The organism is Thermococcus kodakarensis KOD1 (assembly GCF_000009965.1).
GTDB classification, from domain to species: domain Archaea; phylum Methanobacteriota_B; class Thermococci; order Thermococcales; family Thermococcaceae; genus Thermococcus; species Thermococcus kodakarensis.
The window spans coordinates 588,115-611,278 of the sequence record NC_006624.1; the positions used below are offsets into that span (position 1 = coordinate 588,115).

A 23,164-nucleotide genomic window follows, 5' to 3' on the forward strand; every position below is an offset into this window, starting at 1 on the left:
TATATCTTGCTTTTTTCCGCCATTACCTCTACCTAAACGCTCAAAAGCACAAACAGCAAAAACGTGAACAAAGACTAAAACGGGAGCTACTAAGACGCTATCACAATTAATCTCAGCTCTCCCTGAACTTCCTCAGAACCCTCTCGTATATCTCTTTTTCCGCCCCTCTGGCCTTTCTCGCGAGCCTCTCGACGATCAGCTCGGGCGTGCTCCTTCCGAGCCTTCCAAAGACAGGCTGTCTGTCCACTATGAGGTTCAGGTTTTCGTCAAGGCCCTTGGCCTCGATCCCGTCAACCCTCGCGAAGGGCAGTTCTTTCTTGAGGTCTTCGCCCAGGTGGGAGACTATAACCACGTGGAAGCCCTTCTCGTGGGCAACCTTCAACAGCTCGCCGATTATCTTGACAGCAGCTCCAGGCTCGGTGATTGCTTCAAACTCGTCTATGAGGATAAGTTTGTTTCCTTTCCCACGGAGAGACCTCACAAACGACCTGAGGGCAGTCTCGAAGGCACCGGCGCCGTAGACGCTCCTCTTCCGCCTGAAGAAGAACAGCTCGTCGAGGACTCCAACGCGGGCCCTCTCGGCAGGAACAGGAAAGCCCATGTGGGCGAGAATGGAAACCTGGGTTATCAGCTCGAGCAGGCTCGTCTTTCCACCGCTGTTGGCTCCTGTTAGGATAACGACGTTCTCTCCCCTCACGTTCTCCGCACCGGGGACGTCGAACCACTCTGGCTTTTCCCCGACGACGTAGCTAACCGGCTGCGGGTTCTCTATGAAGAGGTGCCGCCCGTTCAGGAAGGCTATCCCGCTTTCGGCTATCTCTGGAAAAGTGAAGCCCTCCGTGAATGCCTTCACCGCCTGAAGAAAGTCGAGCTCCCTGATTTTTGAAAGCTCCTCTCTGAGCTTTGGAAGGAGCGGTCTGACCTTCTCAGCTATCTCCCTCGCCTTCATGTAAACTTCAACCTTCAGCTCCCGCTCAAGCTCGGTTCTCAGGCCCTCAACGACCTCTGGCGGGATTCTCACTGGATAAAGCTCCTCGCGCGAGAAAAGCTCCACGTGAAGGCCCAGAACCTTTGAAAGCTCGCTCTCGGCCTCGTTTATCATGTCGAGGATTTCCCCTTCAATTTCACGGAAGTGGGAGAAAATGGCCTCGTAGTTGCCCTCCCTCAGCTCGTTCAGGAACTTCACGAGGTCTCTGCCGGTGAGAGTGAGGCTGAACTTCTCAAGCTTCTCCTCTATTCTCTCGTTCAGCTCCCTCTCCTTCTCGGCTATGAGCTCATCCAGAGACCCCAGAAGCTTTTCCTTCTCAACGACCTCCCCGAAGGGTGACAGGTGTTCGAGAATCTCGCCGGCAACGCTGCCCTCGCCGGTCAGCTTCCCTATCTCCTCAAGGGCTTTGAGCGTCTCCCTGTTCTCCCAGAGCGGGAGAACGTAGAGCTCTGGAGCGACCTGCGATGGCAGTAGCTCGACGTCGATGCCGTAGCCGATCGTACTCAGGACGAGCGGGTAGCCTTCAGCCTCTTCCGGGTTCGTCGTCACATCGCAGAGGCCGAGCTTTATGGCCGTTTCCACTTCGGATTCGTCAACGATGAGAACCCTGTCGTGCAGGTAGTCTCGGGTGAATCGTATGAACCTGACCCTCTTTATTAACTCCTTAAGCCCCGGTTTAACTCTCCTGAGGGCCTCTCTCAGGTATTCCTGCCTCTTCAATATCTCCCCGCGGTCGTTAGTTGGAGAAAAGTTCTCAAGGTAGTCGGAGCTCTCTTTGAGGACTAACCTGGACTTGATTTGAGAGGTTATATCCCTGTAAACTGCCCTGGCTTCCGGGTTGAGCTTCAGCGCCATACCGAAGAAGGTGAGCATCAGTCCTTATAAAACTGACCTGGCCGGTCGGATGGTCAATGTAAGAAAGGGGCAAAGGGTTCAGAAGCCGGGTTTTCTAACCTTCACGACTTCCTTATTCACGAGGGTCGGAGGTACTTCACCGTTCTTGAACGCTATGAGGTTCCTCGCGACCAGCTCTGCCATGCCCTCCCTCGCCCCGTAGGTCGCGCTCCCTATGTGCGGCGCTAGAACGACGTTCTTCAGGCTGAACAGCTCCTCGTTGTAGTACGGCTCTTCCTCGTAGACGTCGAGACCGGCCCCTGCAATCCAGCCCTCTTTCAGGGCCTTCATGAGGGCTTTTGTATCCACGACCTTGCCTCGTGCTATGTTCACCAGTATGGCAGTCTTCTTCATGAGCCTCAGCCTTTCCTCGTTTATCATGTACTGGGTTTCCTTAGTCAGCGGCACCGCCAGGACAACGAAGTCGCTCTCCCTCAACAGGTCCTCAAGCGACCTGAATTCAGCCCCAAGCTCCTTTTCAGCCTCTGGCTTCCTGCTCCTGGAGTAGTATAGGATTCTCATGCCAAACCCCCTTGCGCGCCTGGCAACTGCCTGTCCTATCCTTCCGAAGCCGACTATTCCGATCGTCTTCCCGTAAACGTCGTAGCCGAGGAACCAGCGCGGATGCCAGGCGATTCCTCTCCTCTTCCACTCTCCGGAGCGGGTGAAGTGGTCGGCCTCTATCAGCCTCCTGGCCGTTGCTAGAAGGAGCGTCCAGGCAAAGTCAGCAGTGGCGTCGGTCAGGACGTCGGGCGTGTTGGTGACGTAGATGCCCCTCCTCGTGGCCTCTTCGACGTCTATGTTGTCGTAGCCGACTGCGTAATTTGCCACTATCCTCAGCCTCGGAGCGGCGTCGAAGACCTCACTGTCAATCCTCTCGCTCAGCATTGTTACTAGAGCATCGACGTCCCTGACCTTCTTGAGTAGAACCTCCCTGGGTATCTCGCGCTCTTCGGGCCATACCTCAACCTCAAAGTGCTCCTTCAGCATCTCGATGCCGTTCTCGGGAATGGCACGGGTTATGAAAACCTTAGGCCTCATGTCCACCACCGTTTAACAGTTTGAAAAAGGGAATAAAAACGAAGCGCTCACTTTCTGTGTTTTATCCTGTATGCCAGCCACATGAGGATTGGGAGCACTATGAAGGCTATCATGTCACCCGTGTCCCCCGCGAGGGCAAGAACATCGGCGAAGTTCCTGACACCTGCGAAGTAGACGATGGCCGGGGGTATTACAGTCAGAGCCCACGCAACGGGTCTCTTGAGCTTAACAAACTCCTCGTTGTTGCTCTGCTGGGCCAGCGCGATGCCGATGTAGCTGGTCGTTATGGCAAGGAGCGGTATCAGGTTTCCAATGAGCCACCCCAGCTTTCCGTAGAGGAGTTCCAGCCCCTGGGTCGCCATCTGTGGTGTATCCCTTCCGAAGACGAGCAGGAAGGTTGCCATGAATATCGCGTAGATGACCGTCGGGATTATGAAGGCCCACACCACTACCTTTTTGGTCTCCTCGTAGCTTCCAAGTCCCTTGTAAACGTCGGGAATGACCGTGTGGCAGCCGAGGGCGAAGATTGCAACACCAGTAATGCTCCAAAGGCCCGAGAGGTCAACGTAGAGACCCTTCTCAAGCTCTGCATGGGGCAGTATCATTGCCGTGACCGCTATGAAGAGGAAGAGCATGACGAAGCTCATGGCCAGTTCGGTCTTTCCGCTCGCCTCAAGGCCTTTGTAGACGACTATTGAGGCCAGAACCCAGAATACCGCCGCTCCCACCGTATCGCTCACTCCAAACAGGCTCGAAATTACGTTCCCCATACCCACTATGTAGGCAAGCACCGCACCGAAGCTCATTAGGGATATGCTGAGGTACATGAGCCAGCCGCCGGCCCTTCCGAGGATCCTCTGGGCCGCTGTGCTCATCTGCGCCCCGCCCATCTCGGCGGAGAACCTCAGGACGATCATAGCCGTCCAGAGCATCAGGAACATGACTCCAATTAGGACTCCGAGGGCAGGTATGAGGCCGACCTTGCTGGCGGCGTAGGGCAGTCCTAGGACTCCAGCCCCTATCTGCGTTCCAACGAGTATTGCCAGCGCTTCTCCCTTCGTTATGTGGGCTTTCTCAACCCTTATCGGGCTCGTTCTAAGTCCGTGGGTTCCCTTTTTCCTTCTGAGGCCCTGAATGAGCATGACCTTCTTCCTGCGCTGTGCGGCTATCCTCATTGAATAATAGCGCCCGCTTGAAGTGGGAACCTTCTTTCTCTCAATACCGTCTGAAATCGGCAACCTCTCACCTCCAGGATGAACGGATGGATACATTATATAAAGCCACGCTCGGAATGGTGAAATCTCTTTCTAATATAATTCGACACGGCCATGAATACATCGGCTCCCTTGAGAGGAACTTTTTAAAAGGTCGAATCCAACACTCGACCATGCTGGGACACGCGGCCAAGCTCCTTGCAAGGGCGAGGTTTGCCATAGCATTTACGGGAGCTGGTATCAGCGCTGAAAGCGGCATTCCCACGTTCCGCGGCAGGAACGGCCTCTGGAAGACGTATCGGGCTGAAGAACTCGCCACACCTGAGGCTTTTAAGAGGGATCCGCACCTCGTCTGGGAGTTCTACAAATGGAGAATGAGAAAGATTCTGAAGGCGGAGCCAAACCCCGCCCATAAGGCCCTTGCAGAGCTTGAAAATATGGGCGTTCTCAAAGCGGTGATAACTCAGAACGTTGACGACCTACACAGGGAAGCCGGGAGCAGAAAGGTAGTCGAGCTACACGGCAACATCTTCCGCGTCAGGTGTGTTTCATGCTCCTATCGGGAGAACCTCAAAGAGAGCGGCAGGGTCTTCGAGTTCGTCCGCGAAAAAGAGCTGCCCAAATGTCCCAAGTGCGGCTCCCTCTTAAGGCCCGATGTCGTGTGGTTCGGCGAGCCTCTGCCGAGGGAAGCGCTTGAGGAGGCTTTCTCCCTGGCGGAGCGTGCCGACGTCGTTCTCGTGGTAGGGACGAGCGGCGTCGTTTATCCCGCGGCGTACGTTCCCTACATCGTGAAGGAGCGCGGTGGGAAGGTCATCGAGGTCAACGTTGAAAGGAGCGGGATAACCCCAATAGCGGATGTTTTCATCAGGGGAAAGGCCGGCGAGGTCATGCCCGAGCTCCTGAGGCGGGTCAAGGATATTATGGCAGAGAGGAATCACTACGGTTAAATACCCGTGTCCCGTAGAGAACGTGAGGGGAGCGGTTATGATCAAGGCTGTCCTCTTTGATCTTGACGATACCCTTGTGGATACAACAAAACTCGCCGAGCTCGCGAGAAGGAACGCCGTTGAGAACATGGTGAGGCACGGGCTTCCCGTTGATTTTGATACCGCTTACAACGAGCTCCTTGAGCTTATAAACGAGTACGGGAGCAACTTCGGCAGGCACTTTGACTACCTGCTTAGAAGGCTCGACCTTCCCCAGAACCCGAAGTGGATAGCTGCAGGCGTGATAGCCTATCACAACACTAAGTTTGCCTACCTAAGGAGCGTGAAGAACGCCAGGAGGGTTCTGCTCGAGCTTAAACGTGAGGGCTATAAGGTGGCGGTCGTGACCGATGGAGACCCGATAAAACAGTGGGAGAAGATACTCCGGCTTGAGCTGGATGAGTACTTCGACGATGTCTTCATCTCCGACTACCTCGGGGTTAAGAAACCCCACCCGAAGATATTCCTGAAGGCCCTCAGAAAGCTCGATGTAAAGCCTGAAGAAGCCGTTATGGTTGGAGACCGTCTCTACTCGGACATTTACGGTGCCAAAAACGTCGGGATGACGACTGTATGGTTCAGGTACGGTAAATACAGAGACAGGGAGATGGAGTACGTCGAGTACGCCGATTTCACAATCGAGAGGCTTGAAGATCTGCTCAAGATAATCAGGGGGTTAAACAATGAGGAGAAAGCCCGTTCAGATACGGAAGTTCATGCTGATTGACTCGGCCTATAAATCCCGCATACTGCGGGGCGATAAGGTCACCACGATCCGCTACGGCGACTACGAGGCGAAGCCGGGGAGCGAGGTCTACCTGGTCATAACGCCGAGCGACACCGCCGTTGCCAAGGTCAGGATAACCAAAGTGGAAAAGAAGAAAGTCAGGGAGCTCACGAACGAAGACGCCAAACTGGACGGTTTTTCGGACGTTAAAGAGCTCCTCCGTGAGCTTTCAAAAATATACGGAGAGCTTCACGGTGACGATGAAGTTACCATAATAGGCTTTGAGGTGGTTAAGCGCTTCGAGGACGGAATCCCGCTCAAGTGGCTTAAGGGGTTAAACTACCGCGAACCTGAGGAGATAGCGCGCCTCTACCTCGAAAACCAGGAAAAGCTGAACCTCAACAGGGAGACTGACTTCATACTGCGCAGGATTTACAACGAGGGGCTTGGAAGGGCTGTGAGGACTTTCGGACCGAAGAGGGTTCAGGGGGCGCTCCTGAAGGCCTATCACCAGCTCTACGCAGAGGGCTTGATTTAGGTTGGTGGCTGGTATGGAAAATAGAGAATTGCTATTCTACGTACTCAGCGGACTCCTCTTGATGATTTTCTTTCTACAGGTCGCGGGATACATGGATGAAATAAACACCCGCGTAGATTCTACTCTTCCACATACAAGCAGCTTTCCAATTGTTCTCCTAACGGAAACAGCGGGAATGGCGGCTTTCCTGATTGTAGTCCTGTTCTTTGCCGCGTTAGATGTTAGGAAAACCGGGCATTTAAGTTATCCTACGGTTAGGTTAGTTCTATCCGGCATCATTACCCTTGGTATAGTTGCCATTTTAAAGTCGACGTTTCAAACTCCGAGACCAAACGAGGCTGAGGTCTCGTTGCCTTTCCTCATGGCACTCAAAAACGTTGACTACTTCGCCTTCCCCTCTGGCCATACCGCGAGGGCCTCAGTTCTCGCTTCCTATCTTCAGGAACGCTCTCCGAGGTATGCCCCGCTCTGGTGGGCCTACGCCGTTGGAATCGCCCTTACGAGGCTTCTGCTCCACGTCCACTGGCTTGGGGATGTCCTGTTCAGCCTTCTGCTGGGTTCCTGGGCATATCTCCTCGTGGACTTAACCAGAGATTCATGGCTTCCAGTATATCAAAAAACCGTTAAACTGCTTGGACTGGAGGTGTTTGACGTTGAACTGGTTCGCTGAGGTCTTCCTGCTCTCGCTGATTCCGACTTTTGAGGGACGCTACGCCATAGTCTACGGCATTGGGAGGGGATACCCCCTATGGGGAACTCTCCTGGCGGCTGCCCTTGGAGTTCTGCTTCTCTCAATTCTCCTCCCTGCTGTCCTGCCCTTAATAGACAGGCTTATGCTCTGGCTTGAGAGAACTCCATTGAGGAAGCTTGCTCGCCTCTACATCTATTACGTCGAGCGGGTAAGGAAGAAGGCCCACCCCTACGTTGAGAAGTGGGGTTTCATAGGTCTCACTGTTTTCGTTGCAGTCCCCTTGCCTGGAACAGGTGTGTGGACAGGGGCCCTAGCGGCTTATCTGTTCGGCATCGAGAAAAAGCGAACAGTTCCGGCCCTTATACTGGGTGGCCTTCTGAGCATGGGGATAACGATTGGGCCTGCACTGGGGGTGTTTGGATAATGCCGTTCAGCGTCTGCATGAGAGACTGCTACGATACCTGCTCGATATTGAGCGAATTCAAGGATGGAAAACTGTCAGTGAGGGGAAACCCCGAGCACCTGATAACGGCCGGCTTCCTCTGTCCTAAGGGCGCTCTCCTGCCGAAGTGGTTCCACTCGCCCGACAGGCTGAAGGCTCCCCTGATACGCACAGGGGAGAGGGGGAGCGGGGAGTTCAGAGAAGCAAGCTGGGACGAGGCAATAAACTTCGTAGCTAACAAGCTCAAGGAAACGATAGAGGAGTATGGAAGCGAGAGCGTTCTCGTCTACCAGTACGCCGGCGACAGGGGCGTTGTAAACTACGCCTTTCCACTGAGACTCTTTCACTACCTCAACACTGCAATGCTCGACTACGGCATATGCGACCGGGCCGGGCAGGAAGCTTTGAAGGACGTTTACGGAACCGCGATAGGTCTTGACCCTGAAGAGCTGAAGAAGCAGAGGCTAATAGTTTACTGGGGCGTCAACCCATTCTGGACGAACCTCCACGGCTTCATGCTTGCAAAGCGCTACGGCCTTGAGACTTGGACGGTTGACGTGGTGAGAACCGAAACCGCCAAGCGCTCCCACAGGTTCTTCCAAATAAGGCCCGAAACCGATGTCCTCTTCGCTCTGGGCGTTGCGAAGCTGATAATCGAGAACGAACTCTATGACAGAGACTTTGTGAGGGAGAACGTCTACGGCTTTGAAGAATTCAAGAATTATGTAAAAACGTTATCGCTTGATTATGTAGTTAAAGAGACGGGGCTCTCACGTGAGGAGATTGAGGACTTTGCCTTCGGTTTCTCCGAGAAGAGGGGAGTAATCCACATGGGCTACGGCTTCCAGCGCTCCCTCTCGGGCGGTGAAGCTGTAAGGGCGATAGCCATCCTTCCCGCGCTCGTCGGCCACCCCTTTGGCTTCATCTACGACATGAAGACGATAGACAAGTCCTACGCTGAGGGTGCTTTCCTAAGGACTAAACCCGCCAAAAGGATTGCCCAGGTGAAGCTGGCTGAGTATATCGAGAAGGGCGAGATAAAGTTCCTCTACATCTACAACTCGAATCCCCTCGCGAGCCTGCCAAACCAGAGGAGGCTCAGGAAGGCCCTTAAGGAAAGCGACGTTTTTGTGGTTACCCACGACATCTTCCTCACGGACACAGCCCTATACTCCGATGTTGTTTTACCTGCCAACACGTTTTTCGAGCGGCTTGACATAGCCGACAGCTACTACCACCGCTACGTTGCCCTGAACGAGCCGGTTGCGAGGCTCTACGGAAAGTCCAACAGTGAGGTTACGAGGCTTCTCGCGAAGGCCCTCGGCATCCAAAACCCCCACCTACACGAGAGCGATGAGGAAGTGATAAGAAAAATCCTCGAACTAAACGGCCTGAGCTGGGGGGAGCTGAAGAGAAAGGGTTTCATTAGAGTTCCTGAAAAGCCGCGCAGATGGAAAACGCCGAGCGGAAAGATAGAGTTCTACTCCCAGCGAGCCGTCGAGCGCGGTCTCTCTCCGTTCCCCGAGTACAGAAAGCGGGAAGGCAAGTATCCGCTGAAGCTCCTAACGCCTACCTACCGCATGACGATAACGAGCCAGTACCACAACACCCACGGGATGATTGACCCCAATCTCTACATGAACCCGGCCGACGCGGAGAAGAGGGGAATAAAGGACGGCGATGATGTTGAGGTCTTCAACGACAGGGGGAGGATAAAGACCACCGTGAAGCTCACAGAGGATCTGCCGAGGGGTGTCGTCCTCCTCTACAAGGCCTTCTGGGTTAGGCTCCTCGGGTGGAATGCAAACTTCCTTACTACGGACGAGACGGCCGAGGAATACGGGAACGCTTCAGCATACCATTCGACGTGGGTGGAAGTGAGAAAAAGAGCTCAGAACTCGAACTCTTCAAACTCCCTCTGAATTATTTTCAGCTGCTTCTCCGAGAACGCCCGTGGTTCTAACAACAGCACGAGAGTTCCACCCTGGGATATAGCGAAGTCCTTAAGCGAGAGGAGGAACTTCAGGGTGCTCTCAAAGCCGTTCTCTAGGACGAGATACTCGAAGCCGTCGAGCACAACAAGCGAGTGGCCGCTATCTAAGTATTTCTTCACTATATCAACTAGGATTCCAATATCCGTTGGAGAAACGGCTATGATGTTATCGGACACCTGACCTTTGGCTGCCTTCGTGACCCAAAAGACCTGAAACAAAGGCCTGAGATCTTTTGGAGGGTCTCTGGTTATTAAAACACCGTTTCCTGTTTCCTGCATAGTTCTAATAAGGCGTTCTACGGTATCTTTGCTGGTCGTGTAAAAAGCTCCCCGCGGAATTTTGATTATCGGCATTTCTGGTGGATTTATCGTGAGGAAAGAGTACGTTGTTATTCCAACGAGCATCATAAACCTGGCAAGGGCACCGGCACCGTAGAGGTAGCCGGAAACCGTCTTGATTTCGTGTGTGACTGGAAAGGTTACGTTTATAACCCCCAATAAAATCGCCCCGGCAGGAAAGAGAACTGCAGTGCTCTCCTTCCAGATGCTCTCCTTGAAAAGTACATAGCCTAGGAATATGAGCGACACACCAAGAAGCACTAGGGGATAAGCCATTATGTAAAAATCCCCAAGTCCAGCGAGGGTAGCGAGCACGACGTAAGTTATGCCACTCGTGGAGACTAGAAGAAGAATGAGTTGTCCAAAAAATTTCCTCAGGACACCAAGAAACGACAGCGAAGCCAATAAGAAAAACATCCCCTCTACGACGGCCATGAGTGACATTACAACGGGCAGGGCTTCGATTTTGGGAACCCATCCAAGAGCCTCAAGAATGCGCTTCTGACTTATTGCCCCCAAGAAGTCGAACCACAGGGCTATGCTCAGGAACAGCATCTCGGATTTCTTGTTCCTGGCCCACTTATACGTGGCCAGTCCCCACGTTGCGAGCCGTGTAATTAAGTTTACAACCTCTATCACGAATGCTCACTCCGTATTTTATTATCTATTCTGAAAGAGATAAAAGTTTCGCAAGTTCATGCAGTCAGTTTGAAGTTCATGGGGAAATAATACCCTCAAAGCACCCTTCTCCTGAACAGCAACACCAGGGGTACCAGCCATGCCAGATGGACGGCGAGGGCTATTGGAAAGTCGCTGTAGTCGTTGGTAGGTATTCCCTCGAAGACTTTGTAGAGCCAGTAAGTTGGAAGGAACGCCGTGAACCTGCTCCAGTCCGTTGAGAGGTTCCGCCACACGACGACGAGCTTTATCACCGGCGGAAGCATTAGGAGCCAGCCGAGGACTTTGCTCACCGTCAAAGCCTGCATCCTCGATTCCGAGAACACCGTAATTAACAGCCCGTAAATCCAGACTTCGAGCAGGAAGAGTGCAATCAAAGCTAGAATACCTTTTTGAGGAATCTCAATGTCGAGGATGTATGGTGCAGCGGCAGTCAGGAGGGCAGTTACTATCGAGGCCCAGGTCAGCCTGTATGCCAGGAAGGCCTCGCTGGATATTGGAATCACCTTAAGTGCCTGTATCGTCTTGTCCTCCTTCTCGTCGGCCATCATAAAACCTGGCAACATGCCGAATATCATTGGTATGAATATCAGGCCCAGGAGGGCCAGGAGGGAATAATAGACCCCGATGCGGTCTTTGAAGTAGCGGACGATGAGGAGGAGGACGAGCGTCATGGCAACGCTGTACAGAAGCATCGGGTCCCTCCTCAGGAGCTTGAGGTCGGTTCTGTAAATTGTCCCAAACTTCCTCACAAAGCTCATCTCAACCCCTCCACGGCGTACTTGTAAAACTGGATTTTAGCCGCGTAATAGGCCACAGCCGACCAGAGAAGCAGAGCCACTCCCGAAAGCGCTAAGGTGTCACTTGAAACCTCCACGAACGGCGCCTTGAAGAAGTAGAGCGCCGGGTAGCTTGGTACAAGGTAGAGGACTTTCCAGAGCGGGTGCGTCAGGTAGCCGTGGTAGTGGGCGAAGGGCAGGAGCGAGACCACCAGAACTGCCATTATCGGGATGAAGTAGTCGTCCAGGTCGCGGTATTTTGCAGATATAGCTATCCCGAGAAGGGTGTAAACCGCGGAGCACAGGAAGACCCCCGCGATGACGTAGGGAAGCCCGTCGAGGGAGCGCGTTCCCACGGCCATTATGAGAATGGCACCAATCACCGAGAGAACGCTCATTATGATCGTTTTTGCCAGAATGTAGCTCCTCCACTCTATCGGCGTCACTGCCAGGGCGCTTATTGCCCCGTCTTTCTTCTCAGCGAATATCTCCGTTCCAACGAACATGAAGCCCACTAAGCCCGGCTCGAATAGTAAGAATATAGGCACCATCGTCGGGAGGTACTGCTCTGGAAACGCCAAGAGCATCAGGCCGTAGGCCAAACCTATCAGCATGTATATCGGGTAGACGAAGCTCCTGAACCCGACGATTACGCTTGTCTTCAGCAGGTTCTTCATCATACGAGCCGCCTCCCCGTCACCTTGAGGAATATCTCCTCCAAGGTCGGCTCCTCCGTGTTGATCCGCCTTATCTCGTGGTTCCTCAGGATATTCAGGAACTCCTCGTTCTGGCCGATGCCCTCAAGCGGGAACTCCGCGGTCTTAACGCTCCCGTTCTCAACGTACTCGACCTTCACGAGCCTCTTCCCCATCTTGACCTTGAGCTCGCCTGGGTTATCAACCAGCCTTACGGAGCCGTCGACGATGAAGGCAACCCTGTCGCAAAGCTCATCGGCCACGTACATGTTGTGGGTGGTGAGAAAAATCGTCTTCCCGCTTTCCCTCATCTCGAGGAATAGGTCTTTGAACTTTCTCGCACTCGCTGGGTCGAGGCCCTCAAGCGGCTCGTCGAGGAAGAGTATGTCGGGGTCGGGGAGAAGGGCCCTCGCGATGTCGAGTTTCTTCCTCATGCCCTTCGAGAAGCCAGCAACGAGCTGATCAGCCTCCTTGTCGAGCCCGACCATTTTGAGGACTTCCATCGGGTCGAGGTGCTTCTTGTAGAAGCTCGCGAAGAACTCGAGGTTTTCGAGGGCAGTCAAGCGGGAGTAAACCGCTGGAAACTCGAATGAGACACCGATTCTGTTGTAGTAGTCCTTGCCCCACTCGCGCAGGTCTTTTCCGAGAACTTTGGCCGTTCCTTCATAGTCCCTGATTATCTTGACGAGGATTTTGACGGTGGTCGTCTTTCCAGCCCCGTTCGGACCGAGAAAGCCGTAGATTTCGCCCTCCTCGACCTCGAAGCTTAAGTTTTCCACACCCCTAACATCGCCGTAGTACTTTCTAATATTCTTAACCTCAATTACAGGCATGCTTTCACCAATTCAAAATAGGGCTTTGAAGTAGTTATAGTTACCCCCGCACATGTGTGGGATGACCAAAAGGGCAATTTTTAAATACATTTGTATTCCATTTGTAGTTGGTGAAGAAAATGGGAGAGACTGGGACAGACCACCCAATCTCCGTGAGGCTTCCCGGATATGTTGTCGAAAAGATTGATGAGCTCGTGAGGGAGAAAGAGTTCAGAAGCCGCTCTGACTTCATAAAGTTCGCCGTCACGATGGCACTGGGACAGATAATGATGGAAAAAGCGCGGAAAAGGGCAAAGAAGCTCACTCTAGAAGATCTTAAAAGAGAAGCGGAAGAGGCATGGGAGAAGCTTAAACGTGGGGAGTTCGAGGAAGAGGGGTCCGAAGTCCTAAAGGCTCTCAGGGAGATAAATGAGGAGACCAAGAGGCTTACGGGTGCAGAGGGATGAAAGTCGTCCTCGACACGAACGTCGTGCTGGCGGCCCTGATAAAGCCCGAGGGTTTATCGGCACTTCTAATCAAGGCCCTGGATGGAGAGCGGCTCATCAACTTCACGAGTGAGGATGCTCTCGACGAGCTTACCCTAAAAATTGGACTTTTAGCCGAAAAAGGAAAGATTTCTCCAGGCTGGGAAGAGACTTTAGCCCACTTCTTGAGGGGCTCCGAAATTGTCTCTCCATCCACTAGCTTTAACCTCTGCAGGGATCCGGACGACAATAAGTGGCTGGAGATATCTTATGAAGCGGGAGCAGGTTACATCCTTACCTGGGATGACGACCTCCTGAGCCTTCGAAATGAAGAAAAGGCTGTAAAACTCGGGAATCACGAGGTTAAAATCCTCAAACCCCTGGAATTCTATAGAGAGATTCTGAAATCAAAATGTTGACTAGACAGGCAAATTACAACCTGCCTAAACAATCTCCCTAACTCCAACTGCCCCCAGAATAAGCCCCTTTCATAGGCTCCCGCCTACTCAATAACCCCTTCCAGAACCTTCTTCAAACCCTTCCTAAGGTGCTCCTTCACGGTTGATGGACTTAGGCCGAGCATCTGGGAGAGGTCCCTAAGCGTCACGCGCTTAGGACTATCAAAGTAGCCGCTTTTGTATGCCACCAGAAGGGTCTTTAGTTGTTTTTCTGTGAGCTTTGAGAATATGCTCTCATTTGGCGTGTAATCTTCTATGCTAGCGACCTCCGCATTGTAGGTTCTCTTAATGGCCGATATAACTTCAGGGACCAGGTTCTCCTCACACACGACGTAGAGAAAGCTCTCCTCGCGAGTCATCGTGCCCTTCTCAAATATTAAAAAGCCTCTTTTCTGGAGGTCAAGTATGTCGAAGGCTTCTTCTGCGTTAGGGTGTCTTGGGAGCTTTGCACGTGTGTACAGGTAGTAATGGCCGTTTTTTAGGGGTATCAGCTTGACGTCCTCTACATAAGGAAGGTTCCTCATTCGATTTATGACATCTTGGGGGTTAACTTCTTCTTTGAACTTCAATTCCACGAGCTTTATGATTTCGTCACCGACCATGAAGTGCGTGTCCCCGTATGCCCACTCAATTGCCTCTATAAACCATTTAAAGTCCGAAAACACATCCGAAGAATTGAGAAACCTGAACTTTATCCGCTTCATGGGTCATCACTTGAGACACGCTGTTCTTGCGATTTTAAGTCTTACCGAAAAACAAAGAAAAATGAAAAGCCTCACTTCGTCGCCCTCGTTATGCCCACATCCTTGACGAGCACGTAGGGCGTCGATACTGGCGTGTTTACCTCCCACCAGTGGATGTGGTAGAGCTCTTTTCCGAGGGCTACGATGTTTTCGAGGATCCTCTGGAGGTTATCGCTTACGCGAATGTTCCTTATCGGCTTCAGCTCGCCGTTCTCAACGAGAAAGATGCCGTCTCTCGGGATCGTTGAGAAGTCGCCAGCAACGTAGTTCTGGAAGCGCGTGTACCAGACGTTGGTGATGTAGATGCCCTTCTTCACCTCGCTGAAGAGCTCCTCTTTTGAGTAGTCTCCAGGTTCGAGGACGATGTTCCAGGCGTGCGGCATCACCAGGCCGGCGTTGGCGGTTGTTTCAGTCCCGTACTTCCTGGCGAGGCTCGTGTTGAGGAGGAACGTCCTGAAGGTTCCGTTCTCGATTATGGTCGTTTCCCTCGTTGGAACACCCTCGTCGTCGAACTTCCTCGTGCCGTAGCCGTTGGGCAGGTTCCCGATGTCCTTGATGGTTACTCCGTCAGCGGCGACCTTCTGCCCGAGCTTGTTGACGAGGAAGGAAAAGCCAGCTTCGGCGGCATAGGCGGAGGTCATGAAGCTCATGTAGCTGAGCAGGTTGGCGAAGGCCAGCGGGTCGAATATGACGTCGAACTTCCCTTCCGGCCCCTGCTCCGGGTTTCTGGCCAACCTTGCTATCTCTCCCGCCTTCCTTCCGGCGCTCTCGGGGTCGAACTTCTTGAGCACCCTCACGGAGTTCGTCCCGTGGCCGCTCTCGAGGTCGCCTATGAAGGCCCTGACGCTTATTTCTATCCCCGTTCCCTCGTCGAAAGCTTCCACTCCGTTGCTCGTGGTCAGGTAGAGCTTGTTGTGGTCTGTGTAGAGGACTCCAGCAACTCTCTTCGCCCCTTCCTCAAGGGCCGCGTTTATTGCCCTCTCAACGTACTCGTTCGGTTCATCGAGCTCGACTATCGCCCTGTCAAAGGTCTCTGGAATATCCTTGTACTCGAAGGGCCCCTCGGCTATGCCGTAGTAGTCCTCCTTTGGAGACATGCCCCTTATGTTTGAAAGGAGCGTTTTCAGAATCCTCTCTATGTTCTCATTGCTCAGGTCGGTTATGGTAGTGCTCGCTACCCTCTTCTCCTTTTCGACGAAGAGCTCGATCTTCCTCTCGTGCCAGTTCTTCGCGACGGTTATCTCATTGTTGGCAAAGCGAACCTGTCTCCTGTTGGTCTCGTAGCTCAGGACAACGACGTCGCCGAAGCCGAGCTCCTTCGCCCTCTTAAGGATGAACTCGTTAACGTCGAACATCTTCACCACCTCACGGCCTCCTCAACGGAATATCCCGCAGTCTCGCGTGCGCTCCGCCCATCCAGACGGGAACTCCCTGTCCGGGCTCGCCCTTGCCGCAGGTTCCCGGGTAGAACTCAACTTCCTTTCCTACGGCGTCAACGCTGCTCCACAGTGCCCTCGTCGTTATCTCAAGGATGGGTCTCCTGACCGGGTGCTTTATCTCACCGTTCTCGATGAGGTAGGCCTCCCTTCCGATGTACCTCTGCTGGTAGCGCCTGTCGTCTATGTTCCACTCGTTGAAGCTCACCATGTAAACACCGAGCTTGATGTCTTCAATCAGCTCCTCGAAGGAGTGATCGCCCGGAGCCAGGTAGGTGTTCGCCATCCTAACTATCGGCTCGCGGTTGTAGTTGATCGCCCTGGCTGAGGCGTTTGAGCGCTGGCCGAGCTTGTAGGCGTACTCCCTGTTGGTGAGGAACTCGTTTATGATTCCGTTCCTTATGAGGTACCTCGGGCGGGCCTTAACGCCCTCGTCGTCGTAGAGGTAGAATCCCCAGCTGTTCGGGATAGTTGGGTCTTCTATGACTGTAACGACGTCGCTGCCGATTCTCTCCCCGAGCATGTCTGGTTTAACGAAGCTCTCCCCCGCCTGCGCCGCTTCCCTTCCGAAAATCCTATCTGCTTCGTAGGGATGTCCAACGCTCTCGTGGACTGCTATGCCAGCCACCTCGGGGCTTATCACGAGGTCAACCTTCCCCTCGGGCGGCTTCTGTCCCTCGTAAATGAGCCTCTTAAGGGCCATTACGTCCTTAACGGCCCACTTCCAGGGTTCGTCCTTCTCTAAGAGCTCAAGACCGCCGGAGAAAGCCCTCTGAACGAAGGGCGCCTGCTCCATCTGGCCGTTCTCAAAGACCACGAGGTTGTAGGTGAGAGACACTCTCGGGATGTAGCTCTCAACGAAACCACCGTCGCTGTGGGCTATTATCTTGTGCCACATCCAGTCGGAGTAGCGAAGGAAGCGCATCGGCACGTTCACACCCGTTCCCTTTACCTCCTCCTCGACCTTCTTGAGGAGTTCAAGCTTCTCCTCCGGCGGTATGTCCCGGAAGTCCTTCCTCATCTTGACTTCGTAATAGACCTCGTGGAAGTCCTCCTCGGAGAAGCGTATAGGTTCGTTCCTCACCTTCGAGGCGGCTTTTGCCAGCTTCACGGCCTTTTTCACGGCCTCTGCAACGCTCTCCTTCGTCAGGACGTTGGTTGATGCAAAGCCCATGCCGCCGTCAACGAGAACCCTTATCCCTATGCCCCTGTCCGCGAGAATCCCGAGGCCCTCCGCGTTACCGTTCTTCATTACTAGCTCAGTACCATTCTTTTCTTCAAAACGCGCTTCGGCGTAGTCCGCCCCCAGTTCGAGGGCCTTTTCAACGGCGAACTCTACAAGTTCATGCATGCACATCACCCCGGTTTACTGCATAGAATAGTGCCCTCCGAAGTATAAAAATCTTTCCGCTTCGATTTGTGTCGAAATGTTGCACCCGTTTGGTTTTTAAGGCCGCTGATGAGATGCCGCCAGGTGGTGAAGATGGAGATACGCGAGTTCCAGGGGATGATACGCGATATCTACTTTCACAAGGACTCGAAGAGAGGCATTGAGAGGACTTTCCTCTGGTTCGTTGAAGAAGTCGGTGAGCTGAGCGAGGCGATAAGGAAGAGAGACAAGGAAGCAATGGAAGAGGAGTTTGCAGACGTTCTCGCCTGGCTCGCCAGCCTCGCCAACCTGCTTGGGATAGATCTCGAAGAGGCCGCGAAGAAGAAATATCCTGGAGTCTGTCCATACTGCGGCAAGAACCCATGCGAATGCGAGGAGAAGTTCTGAACTACCGGGTAAAAAGAGGGAAGCGGAAGTATTCAGCCGAGGATTTCCCTCTTTATAACCTCGGCAATCTCAACTATGGCCTTTGAAGCCTTGGCCTCTGGGAAGGCCTCGACAACGGGCTTCAGCATGCTCATGCTCTCTGGAACGGCTCTGTCGTAGGGTATTCTTCCCAGTATCGGTATTCCTTCTTTCTCAGCCCACTCCTCAAGGCCAGTGAAGCCGGGGTTGATGTCGGCTTTGTTGATGATGAGGTAGGCCGGCTCCCTGAAGTGCTGGACGACCTTGTAGGCCCTCTGAACGTCGCTGAGCGAAGCCGGGGTAGGCTCTGCTATGAGTATGGCAACGTCTGCCCCACCGAGGCTCGCTATCACCTGACAGCCTATTCCAGCGGCCGAATCAACTATCATGTGCTCGAGGTTGAGCTCCTTCATCAGCTTCGCGGCCCACTCCTTCTCCTCCGTGACGAGCTTTCCGCTCTCGGGCCTTCCGACGTCGAGCTGGGCCGAGATGAGCGGGAAGCCGTACTTGGTTGTCGCCTTCCTGATTACCCCTGAGCGGACTTCCTCAAGGGTTATGGTTCCGGCCACCGGGCAGACCAGGCCACAGACGTTGCAGCCCTCGCAGGTGAGCTCGTTCACGACGTAGTTGCCTTCGTCATCGATGTAGATGCACCCGTAGGGACAGCGCTCGTAGCAGATTCCGCACCTTACGCAGCTCTCTGTGTTTATCCTGGCTATCTTGGCACCTATATGCTCCCTCTCCTCTTCCCACTCGGTCACGCCGAGGAGCAAACCAAGGTTCGGGGCCTCAGCGTCGGCGTCAACTGCCACAAACGAGTAATCGTCCTTCAGAAGGTAGAGGAGCGAGGCCGTTATCGTGCTCTTTCCAACGCCGCCCTTACCGCTCGCTATCGCCACCTGCATCACGCACCACCTCCAAGGAACTCGGCAACCCTTTCGGCGAGGCCTTTGAATATCTCTGCCTCGGGATAGTCCGTCAGGGCTATGGGTTTTCCCTCGACGTAACTTTTGACTATGTTCTCGCTGTAGGGGATCTCAGCCACGATTTCGGCGCCGTACTTCTCCGCCAGCTCCCTGACCTTACCAACGTCTCCGAGGTCAGACCTGTTCACCACAACCCAAGTCGGGATCTTCATCAGCTTCCCGAGCTGTAGGATAAGCTCCGTGTCGTGTATGCCGAGGGGAGTGGGTTCTGTTACCGCTATGAGGAGCTTTGAGCCTTCGACTGCTTTTGAGACCGTGTTTCCAGTTCCAGCGGCCGTGTCCACCATGAGGAGACCTTCCCTGACCTCTTCGGCCCTCTTCTTCGCCGCAACCACGAGCGGCATTGACCTCTCCTCTCCCTCCCTGAGCTTCCCCGTGACGAGCGTGAAGCCGTAGGGTGTTGGGGTAACGTACGTGTGGCCTATAACTCTGAAGGCCTCTTGAATGGCCCCTGGTACAGGACAGACTATCTCACAGGCCCTGCAGCCGGAACAGAGGGTCGGCATGAGAAAGGGCGTCCCGTCCTTCAGCGTCACTATCGCGTGCTCCTCACACACCTCGGCGCACTTCCTGCACTTGGTGCACTTCGAGTAGTCGAAGCGCGGCATGAACTGGTTCACGGGTTCTTCGTTGGCAAGCTCAACTCCCAGAAGTATGTGGTCGTTCGGTGCCTCGACGTCAAGATCCGCCAGAGTCAGCCTGACCCCAATCTTCCTGAGCGCCACCGCGAGGTTTGTCGCGACCGTTGATTTTCCGGTTCCGCCTTTTCCACCGCTCACCGCTATCTGCAAGCTCTCACCTCCGGAAATTAGGGTAGCCGAATTGGTTATAAGCTTTGTGCATACGCTCATTACTCCCTGCTCTTCAGCCTCCTCATGTAGAACCTCTTCCCGTTGTACTCAAGCTCTATCAACTTCCCCTCTTTCAGGAGCTTCTCAACAATGCTCCAGTCTGCGTTTGCCTTCTCCAGAAACTCCGCAACGGCGTCCTCGCGCATTGGATGGACTGAGGTTATGCTCAGCAGATCCTCCTCAACGTTACCCGTAAAGGCGAAGGCGTTCCCCTCGTAGCCGATCAGGTATTCCACGCGCTCGTCCCCAAGGATTTCGCTGAAGACCTGATATGCGTGGTTGATGACATCTTCCTTCGCAGGTTTCACCCACGGTTCCGCCGGCGGTCTCGTTGGAACGGCTATGTAGGCTTTATCCGGTTTCAGCTCCCTCAGAAATTCCGCTATCTTCTCGAACTCGTTGCCATAGTCTATCCCGTCTATCAGCATCGTCTCGGTGACTATCTTTCCCTTGAACTCCTTCCTGAACTCCAGCATGCCCTCAAGGATCTTCTCAAGGCTCAGGCTCTTGTGGGGCCTGTCAATTCTCCTCCAGAGCGGCTCACTGACAGCATCAACTTTCAGCGAGACGAAGTCAAACTTCAGAAGGTCTTCCCTGACATCTTCTCTCCAGATGAGCGAGGAGTTAGTGAGGATAGCCGGGGGGATTTCAAGGGATTTCAAAAGCTCCGCCTCCTTCCCGAGGTTTATGTCGAGCGTGGGCTCTCCATCTGGAACGAAGGTGATGTAGTCTATCCTCTCGCTCCTCGCGAGTGCCTCCTCGACTTTCTCCTTGACTTCTCTGAAGATCAGTTCGGGCTCGTAGAAGGGCCTCCTCTTGATTTCCATTCTGAGAGTTTTCCCTATCTGACAGTAAACGCAGGCGTAGGTGCATACCTTGTCGGGGATGTTGTTCACGCCGAGGCTCCTGCCGAGCCTCCTCGAGGGGACAGGTCCAAAGGCTATCATACCACCACCGGAGTTAGGTTAGCCTAAAGGCGTATAAATCTTGTGAAGAACAAAAGCAATAAACGGGAAGCACGAACAAAGGGCGGGATGGTCTATGCCAAAGATAGAGCCCTTTGAGAAACACCGCGACAGGTACGAGAACTGGTTCGAGAGAAACCGCTACGCTTACCTTTCGGAGCTTGAGGCCGTTAAGAAACTTCTACCCAAGAAAGGAAAGGGAGCTGAGATAGGCGTCGGAACCGGAAGGTTCGCGGCTCCTCTCGGCATAAAGCTCGGCGTCGAACCTTCAAAAGCGATGGCCGAGATAGCAAGGACGAGAGGAATTGAGGTCATCGAGGGAACGGCTGAAAATCTTCCCTTCGAGGAGGACAGCATGGACTACCTTCTGATGGTCACGACTATCTGCTTCGTCGACGACCCTGAGAAAGCTTTGAAGGAAGCCTACCGCGTCCTGAAGCCGGGTGGGGCATTGATAATCGGCTTCGTTGATAGAAACAGCCCGATAGGGAGGTTCTACGAGGAGCACAAGAACGAAAGCGTCTTTTACAAGGAGGCGAGGTTCTTCTCGACTGAGGAACTGTTGGAACTCCTCAAAAAGGTCGGCTTCAGGGAGTTCGAGATAGTGCAGACCCTCTTCCACAGGCTCAATGAGATTAAGTCCGTCGAGCCGGTAAAGCCGGGCTATGGTGAGGGTAGCTTCGTCGTGATAAAGGCGGTGAAGTGAGGGAAAGAGAATATTTGCGTAGGAACGGATTCAATTTTTATATTACTCGATTTACTTCGATTTACTCAATACAACAGCCCTATCCGGCGCACAGACCAAGAGTGCCGATTGGGTGATACCGCGGTGCCTTCTCCACAATGCTAACGTGACCACCCGCTCAGAAAAGGACGTCGTAAGGACAAGTACACCGTTATTCTCTACCAGGCAACCGTACGAACTATTCAAAGTTCACCCTTTGAAGAAAGGCAAACATTTTTGTTTAACAAAAACACTTTTGTTAGCGCAAACTATTTAAACAACCGTTGTATATCACAGATGGTGATATATATGGTTGAGCCCTTCGTCCCCGAGGGGGAAATATTCGAAGGAATCTTCCGGCAGAACGAGGGTATACCCGAATTCGCAACGTACGTAAACGGGGAGTGGGTGTTTACCGGGAAGACAGCGGAGGTAAGAAGCCCGATAGACGGCTCGCTGATAGCTAGGGTAAGCCTGAGCGATATGGCCCTTTCGAACCGGGCGGTGGCGGCGGCATATTCCGCTGGGAGGCATGAGATAAGGGACACGCCGGGTGAAAAGAGGTTGGAGGCTTTTTTAAAGGTGGCGGAGCTTATTAGGGACTCATTCGACGATTTCGTCACCGCCCTGGTGCTCGACGCCGGCAAGCCGCTTTCAAACGCCCGCGGTGAGGTTACCGCCACAATCGAGAGACTTGAGAAGACGACGATGGAGTTCGGCAGGTTGATAGGGGACTACATTCCCGGCGACTGGAGCGCAGAAAGCCTTGGAAGCGAGGGGATAGTCAAGAGGGAGCCCTACGGGGTTGTGCTCGCAATAAGTCCCTACAACTACCCGCTGTTTATCTCCACCGCCAAGATCGTTCCGGCCCTACTTGCCGGAAACGCCGTGCTTCTGAAGCCATCTTCCCAGGATCCCCTCGCTCCCCTACTCCTGTCAAGGGTTCTTCAGCTTGCGGGAATTCCTGAAAGCGCCTATCACCTTCTAACTGTCCCAGGAGCGCTGATGGACTCCATACTGGCCGACAGAAGAATAAGGGCGGTCACGTTTACGGGCAGCACCGAGGTCGGCGAGCACATCCTATCCATGGGAGGTATAAAGTTCTACCACATGGAACTCGGTGGTAAGGACCCAGCGGTGGTTCTGGACGACGCTCCGCTCGAAGAAACCGTGGAAAAGCTTGTCAAAGGTATGGTGAGCTACTCCGGCCAGAGGTGCGATGCGATAAGGCTAATCATCGCCGAGGAGGGGATATACGAGCAGCTTAAGAGAGAACTCGTGGCTGCCCTCTCAAAAATAGAGCCCGAGAACCCGCTTGAAGACGAGGACGCCATTATGGGGCCACTGATAAACGAGCGGAGCGCTGAAAAAATAGAAGAGGTTTACAGGGATGCCCTGGAGAAGGGAGCGGTGCCCCTAACGGGGTTCAAGAGGAAAGGAGCGTACGTATGGCCTGTTCTCCTGGAGGCCAGCAGGGAAGTTCTGCCTGGACTCAGGGCGTTCCAGGAGGATGTTTTCGGTCCGCTCACAATCCTGGTTAAGGTTTCGAACGAGGACGAGGCCGTTGAGCTTGCCAACTCATCGAGGTTTGGCCTGGACGCCGCAGTTTTCAGTGGGGACGATTCCAGGGCGAGGAAAGTCGCGAGGAGGCTTGAAGTCGGGGCCGTCTTCATAAACGAGTTTCCACGGCACGGGATCGGTTATTACCCCTTCGGGGGCATGAAAGACAGCGGCATCGGAAGGGAGGGCATAGGCTATTCCATCGAGACCCTCACTACGACTAAGACGATCGTCAGGAACTATCGGGGAAGGGGTGTCTGGGACTACATCTGATTTGTTTTAAATGTTTTTATTTAACAAAAACACTTTTGTTTACTCAAAATATTTAAAAAATAGGTTCCCAT

The 23,164-nt window shown here is 53.5% G+C and carries 24 protein-coding genes; 11 read left to right on the forward strand and 13 right to left on the reverse strand.

The window, feature by feature from the left end:
- Positions 1-112: 112 nt before the first annotated feature.
- The 3 genes from TK_RS03370 to TK_RS03380 form a co-directional block, all read right to left on the reverse strand.
- Positions 113-1,843 carry a MutS-related protein gene (locus TK_RS03370; RefSeq protein WP_011249633.1) on the reverse strand — a complete coding sequence of 577 codons (1,731 nt, stop codon included), beginning with the start codon at positions 1,841-1,843 and terminating at the stop codon, positions 113-115.
- Positions 1,844-1,921: 78 nt separating this feature from the next.
- Complete coding sequence (gene gyaR / locus TK_RS03375) at positions 1,922-2,923, reverse strand: glyoxylate reductase (protein ID WP_011249634.1); 1,002 nt, start codon at positions 2,921-2,923, stop codon at positions 1,922-1,924.
- A gap of 47 nt (positions 2,924-2,970) precedes the next feature.
- A complete protein-coding gene (locus TK_RS03380; protein ID WP_048053677.1) occupies positions 2,971-4,161 on the reverse strand; it encodes an aromatic amino acid transport family protein in 1,191 nt (396 codons plus the stop codon).
- A 149-nt stretch (positions 4,162-4,310) separates the two neighbouring features.
- On the opposite strand from TK_RS03380, the gene cobB reads away from it, so the two are divergent.
- The 6 genes from cobB (at position 4,311) to TK_RS03410 (ending at position 9,443) form a co-directional block, all read left to right on the forward strand.
- Complete coding sequence (gene cobB / locus TK_RS03385) at positions 4,311-5,084, forward strand: NAD-dependent protein deacetylase (RefSeq protein WP_011249636.1); 774 nt, start codon at positions 4,311-4,313, stop codon at positions 5,082-5,084.
- A gap of 37 nt (positions 5,085-5,121) precedes the next feature.
- Positions 5,122-5,850 carry a TIGR02253 family HAD-type hydrolase gene (locus tag TK_RS03390; RefSeq protein WP_011249637.1) on the forward strand — a complete coding sequence of 243 codons (729 nt, stop codon included), beginning with the start codon at positions 5,122-5,124 and terminating at the stop codon, positions 5,848-5,850.
- Entirely contained in the window at positions 5,807-6,388 is a 582-nt protein-coding gene (locus TK_RS03395) for an ASCH domain-containing protein (protein WP_011249638.1), read from the forward strand. The genes TK_RS03390 and TK_RS03395 overlap by 44 nt, the downstream gene beginning before the upstream one ends.
- A gap of 175 nt (positions 6,389-6,563) precedes the next feature.
- Positions 6,564-7,058: a phosphatase PAP2 family protein gene (locus TK_RS03400; RefSeq protein ID WP_232500609.1), complete on the forward strand. Its 495-nt coding sequence runs from the start codon at positions 6,564-6,566 to the stop codon at positions 7,056-7,058.
- Positions 7,042-7,503, forward strand: coding sequence for a COG2426 family protein (locus TK_RS03405; protein WP_011249640.1), 462 nt, complete (start codon positions 7,042-7,044; stop codon positions 7,501-7,503). Before TK_RS03400 ends, TK_RS03405 begins: the two co-directional genes overlap by 17 nt.
- Positions 7,503-9,443, forward strand: coding sequence for a molybdopterin-dependent oxidoreductase (locus tag TK_RS03410; protein WP_011249641.1), 1,941 nt, complete (start codon positions 7,503-7,505; stop codon positions 9,441-9,443). Before TK_RS03405 ends, TK_RS03410 begins: the two co-directional genes overlap by 1 nt.
- Here the strand turns inward: TK_RS03410 and TK_RS03415 are convergent.
- From TK_RS03415 to TK_RS03430, 4 genes are all read right to left on the reverse strand, one after another.
- Positions 9,413-10,492, reverse strand: coding sequence for a DUF835 domain-containing protein (locus TK_RS03415; protein ID WP_011249642.1), 1,080 nt, complete (start codon positions 10,490-10,492; stop codon positions 9,413-9,415). The genes TK_RS03410 and TK_RS03415 overlap by 31 nt on opposite strands.
- Before the next feature lie 95 nt (positions 10,493-10,587).
- Positions 10,588-11,292, reverse strand: coding sequence for an ABC transporter permease (locus tag TK_RS03420; protein WP_011249643.1), 705 nt, complete (start codon positions 11,290-11,292; stop codon positions 10,588-10,590).
- Entirely contained in the window at positions 11,289-11,990 is a 702-nt protein-coding gene (locus TK_RS03425) for an ABC transporter permease (protein WP_011249644.1), read from the reverse strand. The genes TK_RS03420 and TK_RS03425 overlap by 4 nt, the downstream gene beginning before the upstream one ends.
- A complete protein-coding gene (locus TK_RS03430) occupies positions 11,987-12,838 on the reverse strand; it encodes an ABC transporter ATP-binding protein (protein ID WP_011249645.1) in 852 nt (283 codons plus the stop codon). Before TK_RS03430 ends, TK_RS03425 begins: the two co-directional genes overlap by 4 nt.
- 119 nt (positions 12,839-12,957) lie before the next feature.
- On the opposite strand from TK_RS03430, the gene TK_RS03435 reads away from it, so the two are divergent.
- Positions 12,958-13,284, forward strand: coding sequence for a ribbon-helix-helix domain-containing protein (locus TK_RS03435; RefSeq protein WP_011249646.1), 327 nt, complete (start codon positions 12,958-12,960; stop codon positions 13,282-13,284).
- Complete coding sequence (locus tag TK_RS03440; RefSeq protein WP_011249647.1) at positions 13,281-13,721, forward strand: putative toxin-antitoxin system toxin component, PIN family; 441 nt, start codon at positions 13,281-13,283, stop codon at positions 13,719-13,721. Before TK_RS03435 ends, TK_RS03440 begins: the two co-directional genes overlap by 4 nt.
- An 83-nt stretch (positions 13,722-13,804) precedes the next feature.
- Here TK_RS03440 and TK_RS03445 read toward each other — a convergent pair whose 3' ends face one another.
- The 3 genes from TK_RS03445 to TK_RS03455 form a co-directional block, all read right to left on the reverse strand.
- Positions 13,805-14,464, reverse strand: coding sequence for a helix-turn-helix domain-containing protein (locus TK_RS03445; RefSeq protein WP_011249648.1), 660 nt, complete (start codon positions 14,462-14,464; stop codon positions 13,805-13,807).
- Positions 14,465-14,535: 71 nt separating this feature from the next.
- Positions 14,536-15,858 carry a TldD/PmbA family protein gene (locus TK_RS03450; protein WP_011249649.1) on the reverse strand — a complete coding sequence of 441 codons (1,323 nt, stop codon included), beginning with the start codon at positions 15,856-15,858 and terminating at the stop codon, positions 14,536-14,538.
- Positions 15,859-15,868: 10 nt separating this feature from the next.
- Positions 15,869-17,290: a TldD/PmbA family protein gene (locus TK_RS03455; protein WP_011249650.1), complete on the reverse strand. Its 1,422-nt coding sequence runs from the start codon at positions 17,288-17,290 to the stop codon at positions 15,869-15,871.
- A gap of 132 nt (positions 17,291-17,422) precedes the next feature.
- Here TK_RS03455 and TK_RS03460 point away from each other — a divergent pair, with 132 nt between their 5' ends.
- A complete protein-coding gene (locus TK_RS03460; RefSeq protein WP_011249651.1) occupies positions 17,423-17,716 on the forward strand; it encodes a MazG nucleotide pyrophosphohydrolase domain-containing protein in 294 nt (97 codons plus the stop codon).
- A 32-nt stretch (positions 17,717-17,748) separates the two neighbouring features.
- Here the strand turns inward: TK_RS03460 and TK_RS03465 are convergent, their stop codons facing one another.
- From TK_RS03465 to TK_RS03475, 3 genes are read right to left on the reverse strand one after another with little or no spacing between them, the layout of a single operon-like run.
- Positions 17,749-18,639 (reverse strand): P-loop NTPase, encoded by an 891-nt coding sequence (locus TK_RS03465; RefSeq protein ID WP_011249652.1) that lies wholly within the window; start codon positions 18,637-18,639, stop codon positions 17,749-17,751.
- Complete coding sequence (locus tag TK_RS03470; protein ID WP_048053679.1) at positions 18,639-19,511, reverse strand: P-loop NTPase; 873 nt, start codon at positions 19,509-19,511, stop codon at positions 18,639-18,641. The genes TK_RS03465 and TK_RS03470 overlap by 1 nt, the downstream gene beginning before the upstream one ends.
- A 59-nt stretch (positions 19,512-19,570) precedes the next feature.
- The gene (locus TK_RS03475) at positions 19,571-20,518 is read right to left on the reverse strand and encodes a radical SAM protein (protein ID WP_011249654.1); all 948 of its coding nucleotides are present in this window, start codon (positions 20,516-20,518) and stop codon (positions 19,571-19,573) included.
- A 94-nt stretch (positions 20,519-20,612) separates the two neighbouring features.
- On the opposite strand from TK_RS03475, the gene TK_RS03480 reads away from it, so the two are divergent.
- Together TK_RS03480 and gapN are read left to right on the forward strand one after the other, a co-directional pair.
- On the forward strand, positions 20,613-21,242 hold the full coding sequence (locus tag TK_RS03480; RefSeq protein WP_011249655.1) for a class I SAM-dependent methyltransferase: 630 nt from the start codon (positions 20,613-20,615) through the stop codon (positions 21,240-21,242).
- Positions 21,243-21,569: 327 nt separating this feature from the next.
- Entirely contained in the window at positions 21,570-23,093 is a 1,524-nt protein-coding gene (gapN, locus tag TK_RS03485; protein ID WP_011249656.1) for an NADP-dependent glyceraldehyde-3-phosphate dehydrogenase, read from the forward strand.
- The last annotated feature ends 71 nt before the right edge of the window (positions 23,094-23,164 follow it).

Coding starts and splice junctions, on each gene's coding strand:
- TK_RS03460 (WP_011249651.1), top strand. CDS start 17,423: ATGGAGATACGCGAGTTCCAGGGGATGATACGCGATATCTACTTTCAC.
- TK_RS03450 (WP_011249649.1), bottom strand. CDS start 15,858: ATGTTCGACGTTAACGAGTTCATCCTTAAGAGGGCGAAGGAGCTCGGC.
- TK_RS03400 (WP_232500609.1), top strand. CDS start 6,564: ATGGCGGCTTTCCTGATTGTAGTCCTGTTCTTTGCCGCGTTAGATGTT.
- TK_RS03390 (WP_011249637.1), top strand. CDS start 5,122: ATGATCAAGGCTGTCCTCTTTGATCTTGACGATACCCTTGTGGATACA.
- TK_RS03480 (WP_011249655.1), top strand. CDS start 20,613: ATGCCAAAGATAGAGCCCTTTGAGAAACACCGCGACAGGTACGAGAAC.
- TK_RS03435 (WP_011249646.1), top strand. CDS start 12,958: ATGGGAGAGACTGGGACAGACCACCCAATCTCCGTGAGGCTTCCCGGA.
- gapN (WP_011249656.1), top strand. CDS start 21,570: ATGGTTGAGCCCTTCGTCCCCGAGGGGGAAATATTCGAAGGAATCTTC.
- TK_RS03475 (WP_011249654.1), bottom strand. CDS start 20,518: ATGATAGCCTTTGGACCTGTCCCCTCGAGGAGGCTCGGCAGGAGCCTC.
- TK_RS03410 (WP_011249641.1), top strand. CDS start 7,503: ATGCCGTTCAGCGTCTGCATGAGAGACTGCTACGATACCTGCTCGATA.
- TK_RS03425 (WP_011249644.1), bottom strand. CDS start 11,990: ATGATGAAGAACCTGCTGAAGACAAGCGTAATCGTCGGGTTCAGGAGC.
- TK_RS03465 (WP_011249652.1), bottom strand. CDS start 18,639: ATGCAGGTGGCGATAGCGAGCGGTAAGGGCGGCGTTGGAAAGAGCACG.
- TK_RS03440 (WP_011249647.1), top strand. CDS start 13,281: ATGAAAGTCGTCCTCGACACGAACGTCGTGCTGGCGGCCCTGATAAAG.
- TK_RS03370 (WP_011249633.1), bottom strand. CDS start 1,843: ATGGCGCTGAAGCTCAACCCGGAAGCCAGGGCAGTTTACAGGGATATA.
- TK_RS03455 (WP_011249650.1), bottom strand. CDS start 17,290: ATGCATGAACTTGTAGAGTTCGCCGTTGAAAAGGCCCTCGAACTGGGG.
- TK_RS03430 (WP_011249645.1), bottom strand. CDS start 12,838: ATGCCTGTAATTGAGGTTAAGAATATTAGAAAGTACTACGGCGATGTT.
- TK_RS03395 (WP_011249638.1), top strand. CDS start 5,807: ATGAGGAGAAAGCCCGTTCAGATACGGAAGTTCATGCTGATTGACTCG.
- gyaR (WP_011249634.1), bottom strand. CDS start 2,923: ATGAGGCCTAAGGTTTTCATAACCCGTGCCATTCCCGAGAACGGCATC.
- cobB (WP_011249636.1), top strand. CDS start 4,311: ATGCTGGGACACGCGGCCAAGCTCCTTGCAAGGGCGAGGTTTGCCATA.
- TK_RS03445 (WP_011249648.1), bottom strand. CDS start 14,464: ATGAAGCGGATAAAGTTCAGGTTTCTCAATTCTTCGGATGTGTTTTCG.
- TK_RS03420 (WP_011249643.1), bottom strand. CDS start 11,292: ATGAGCTTTGTGAGGAAGTTTGGGACAATTTACAGAACCGACCTCAAG.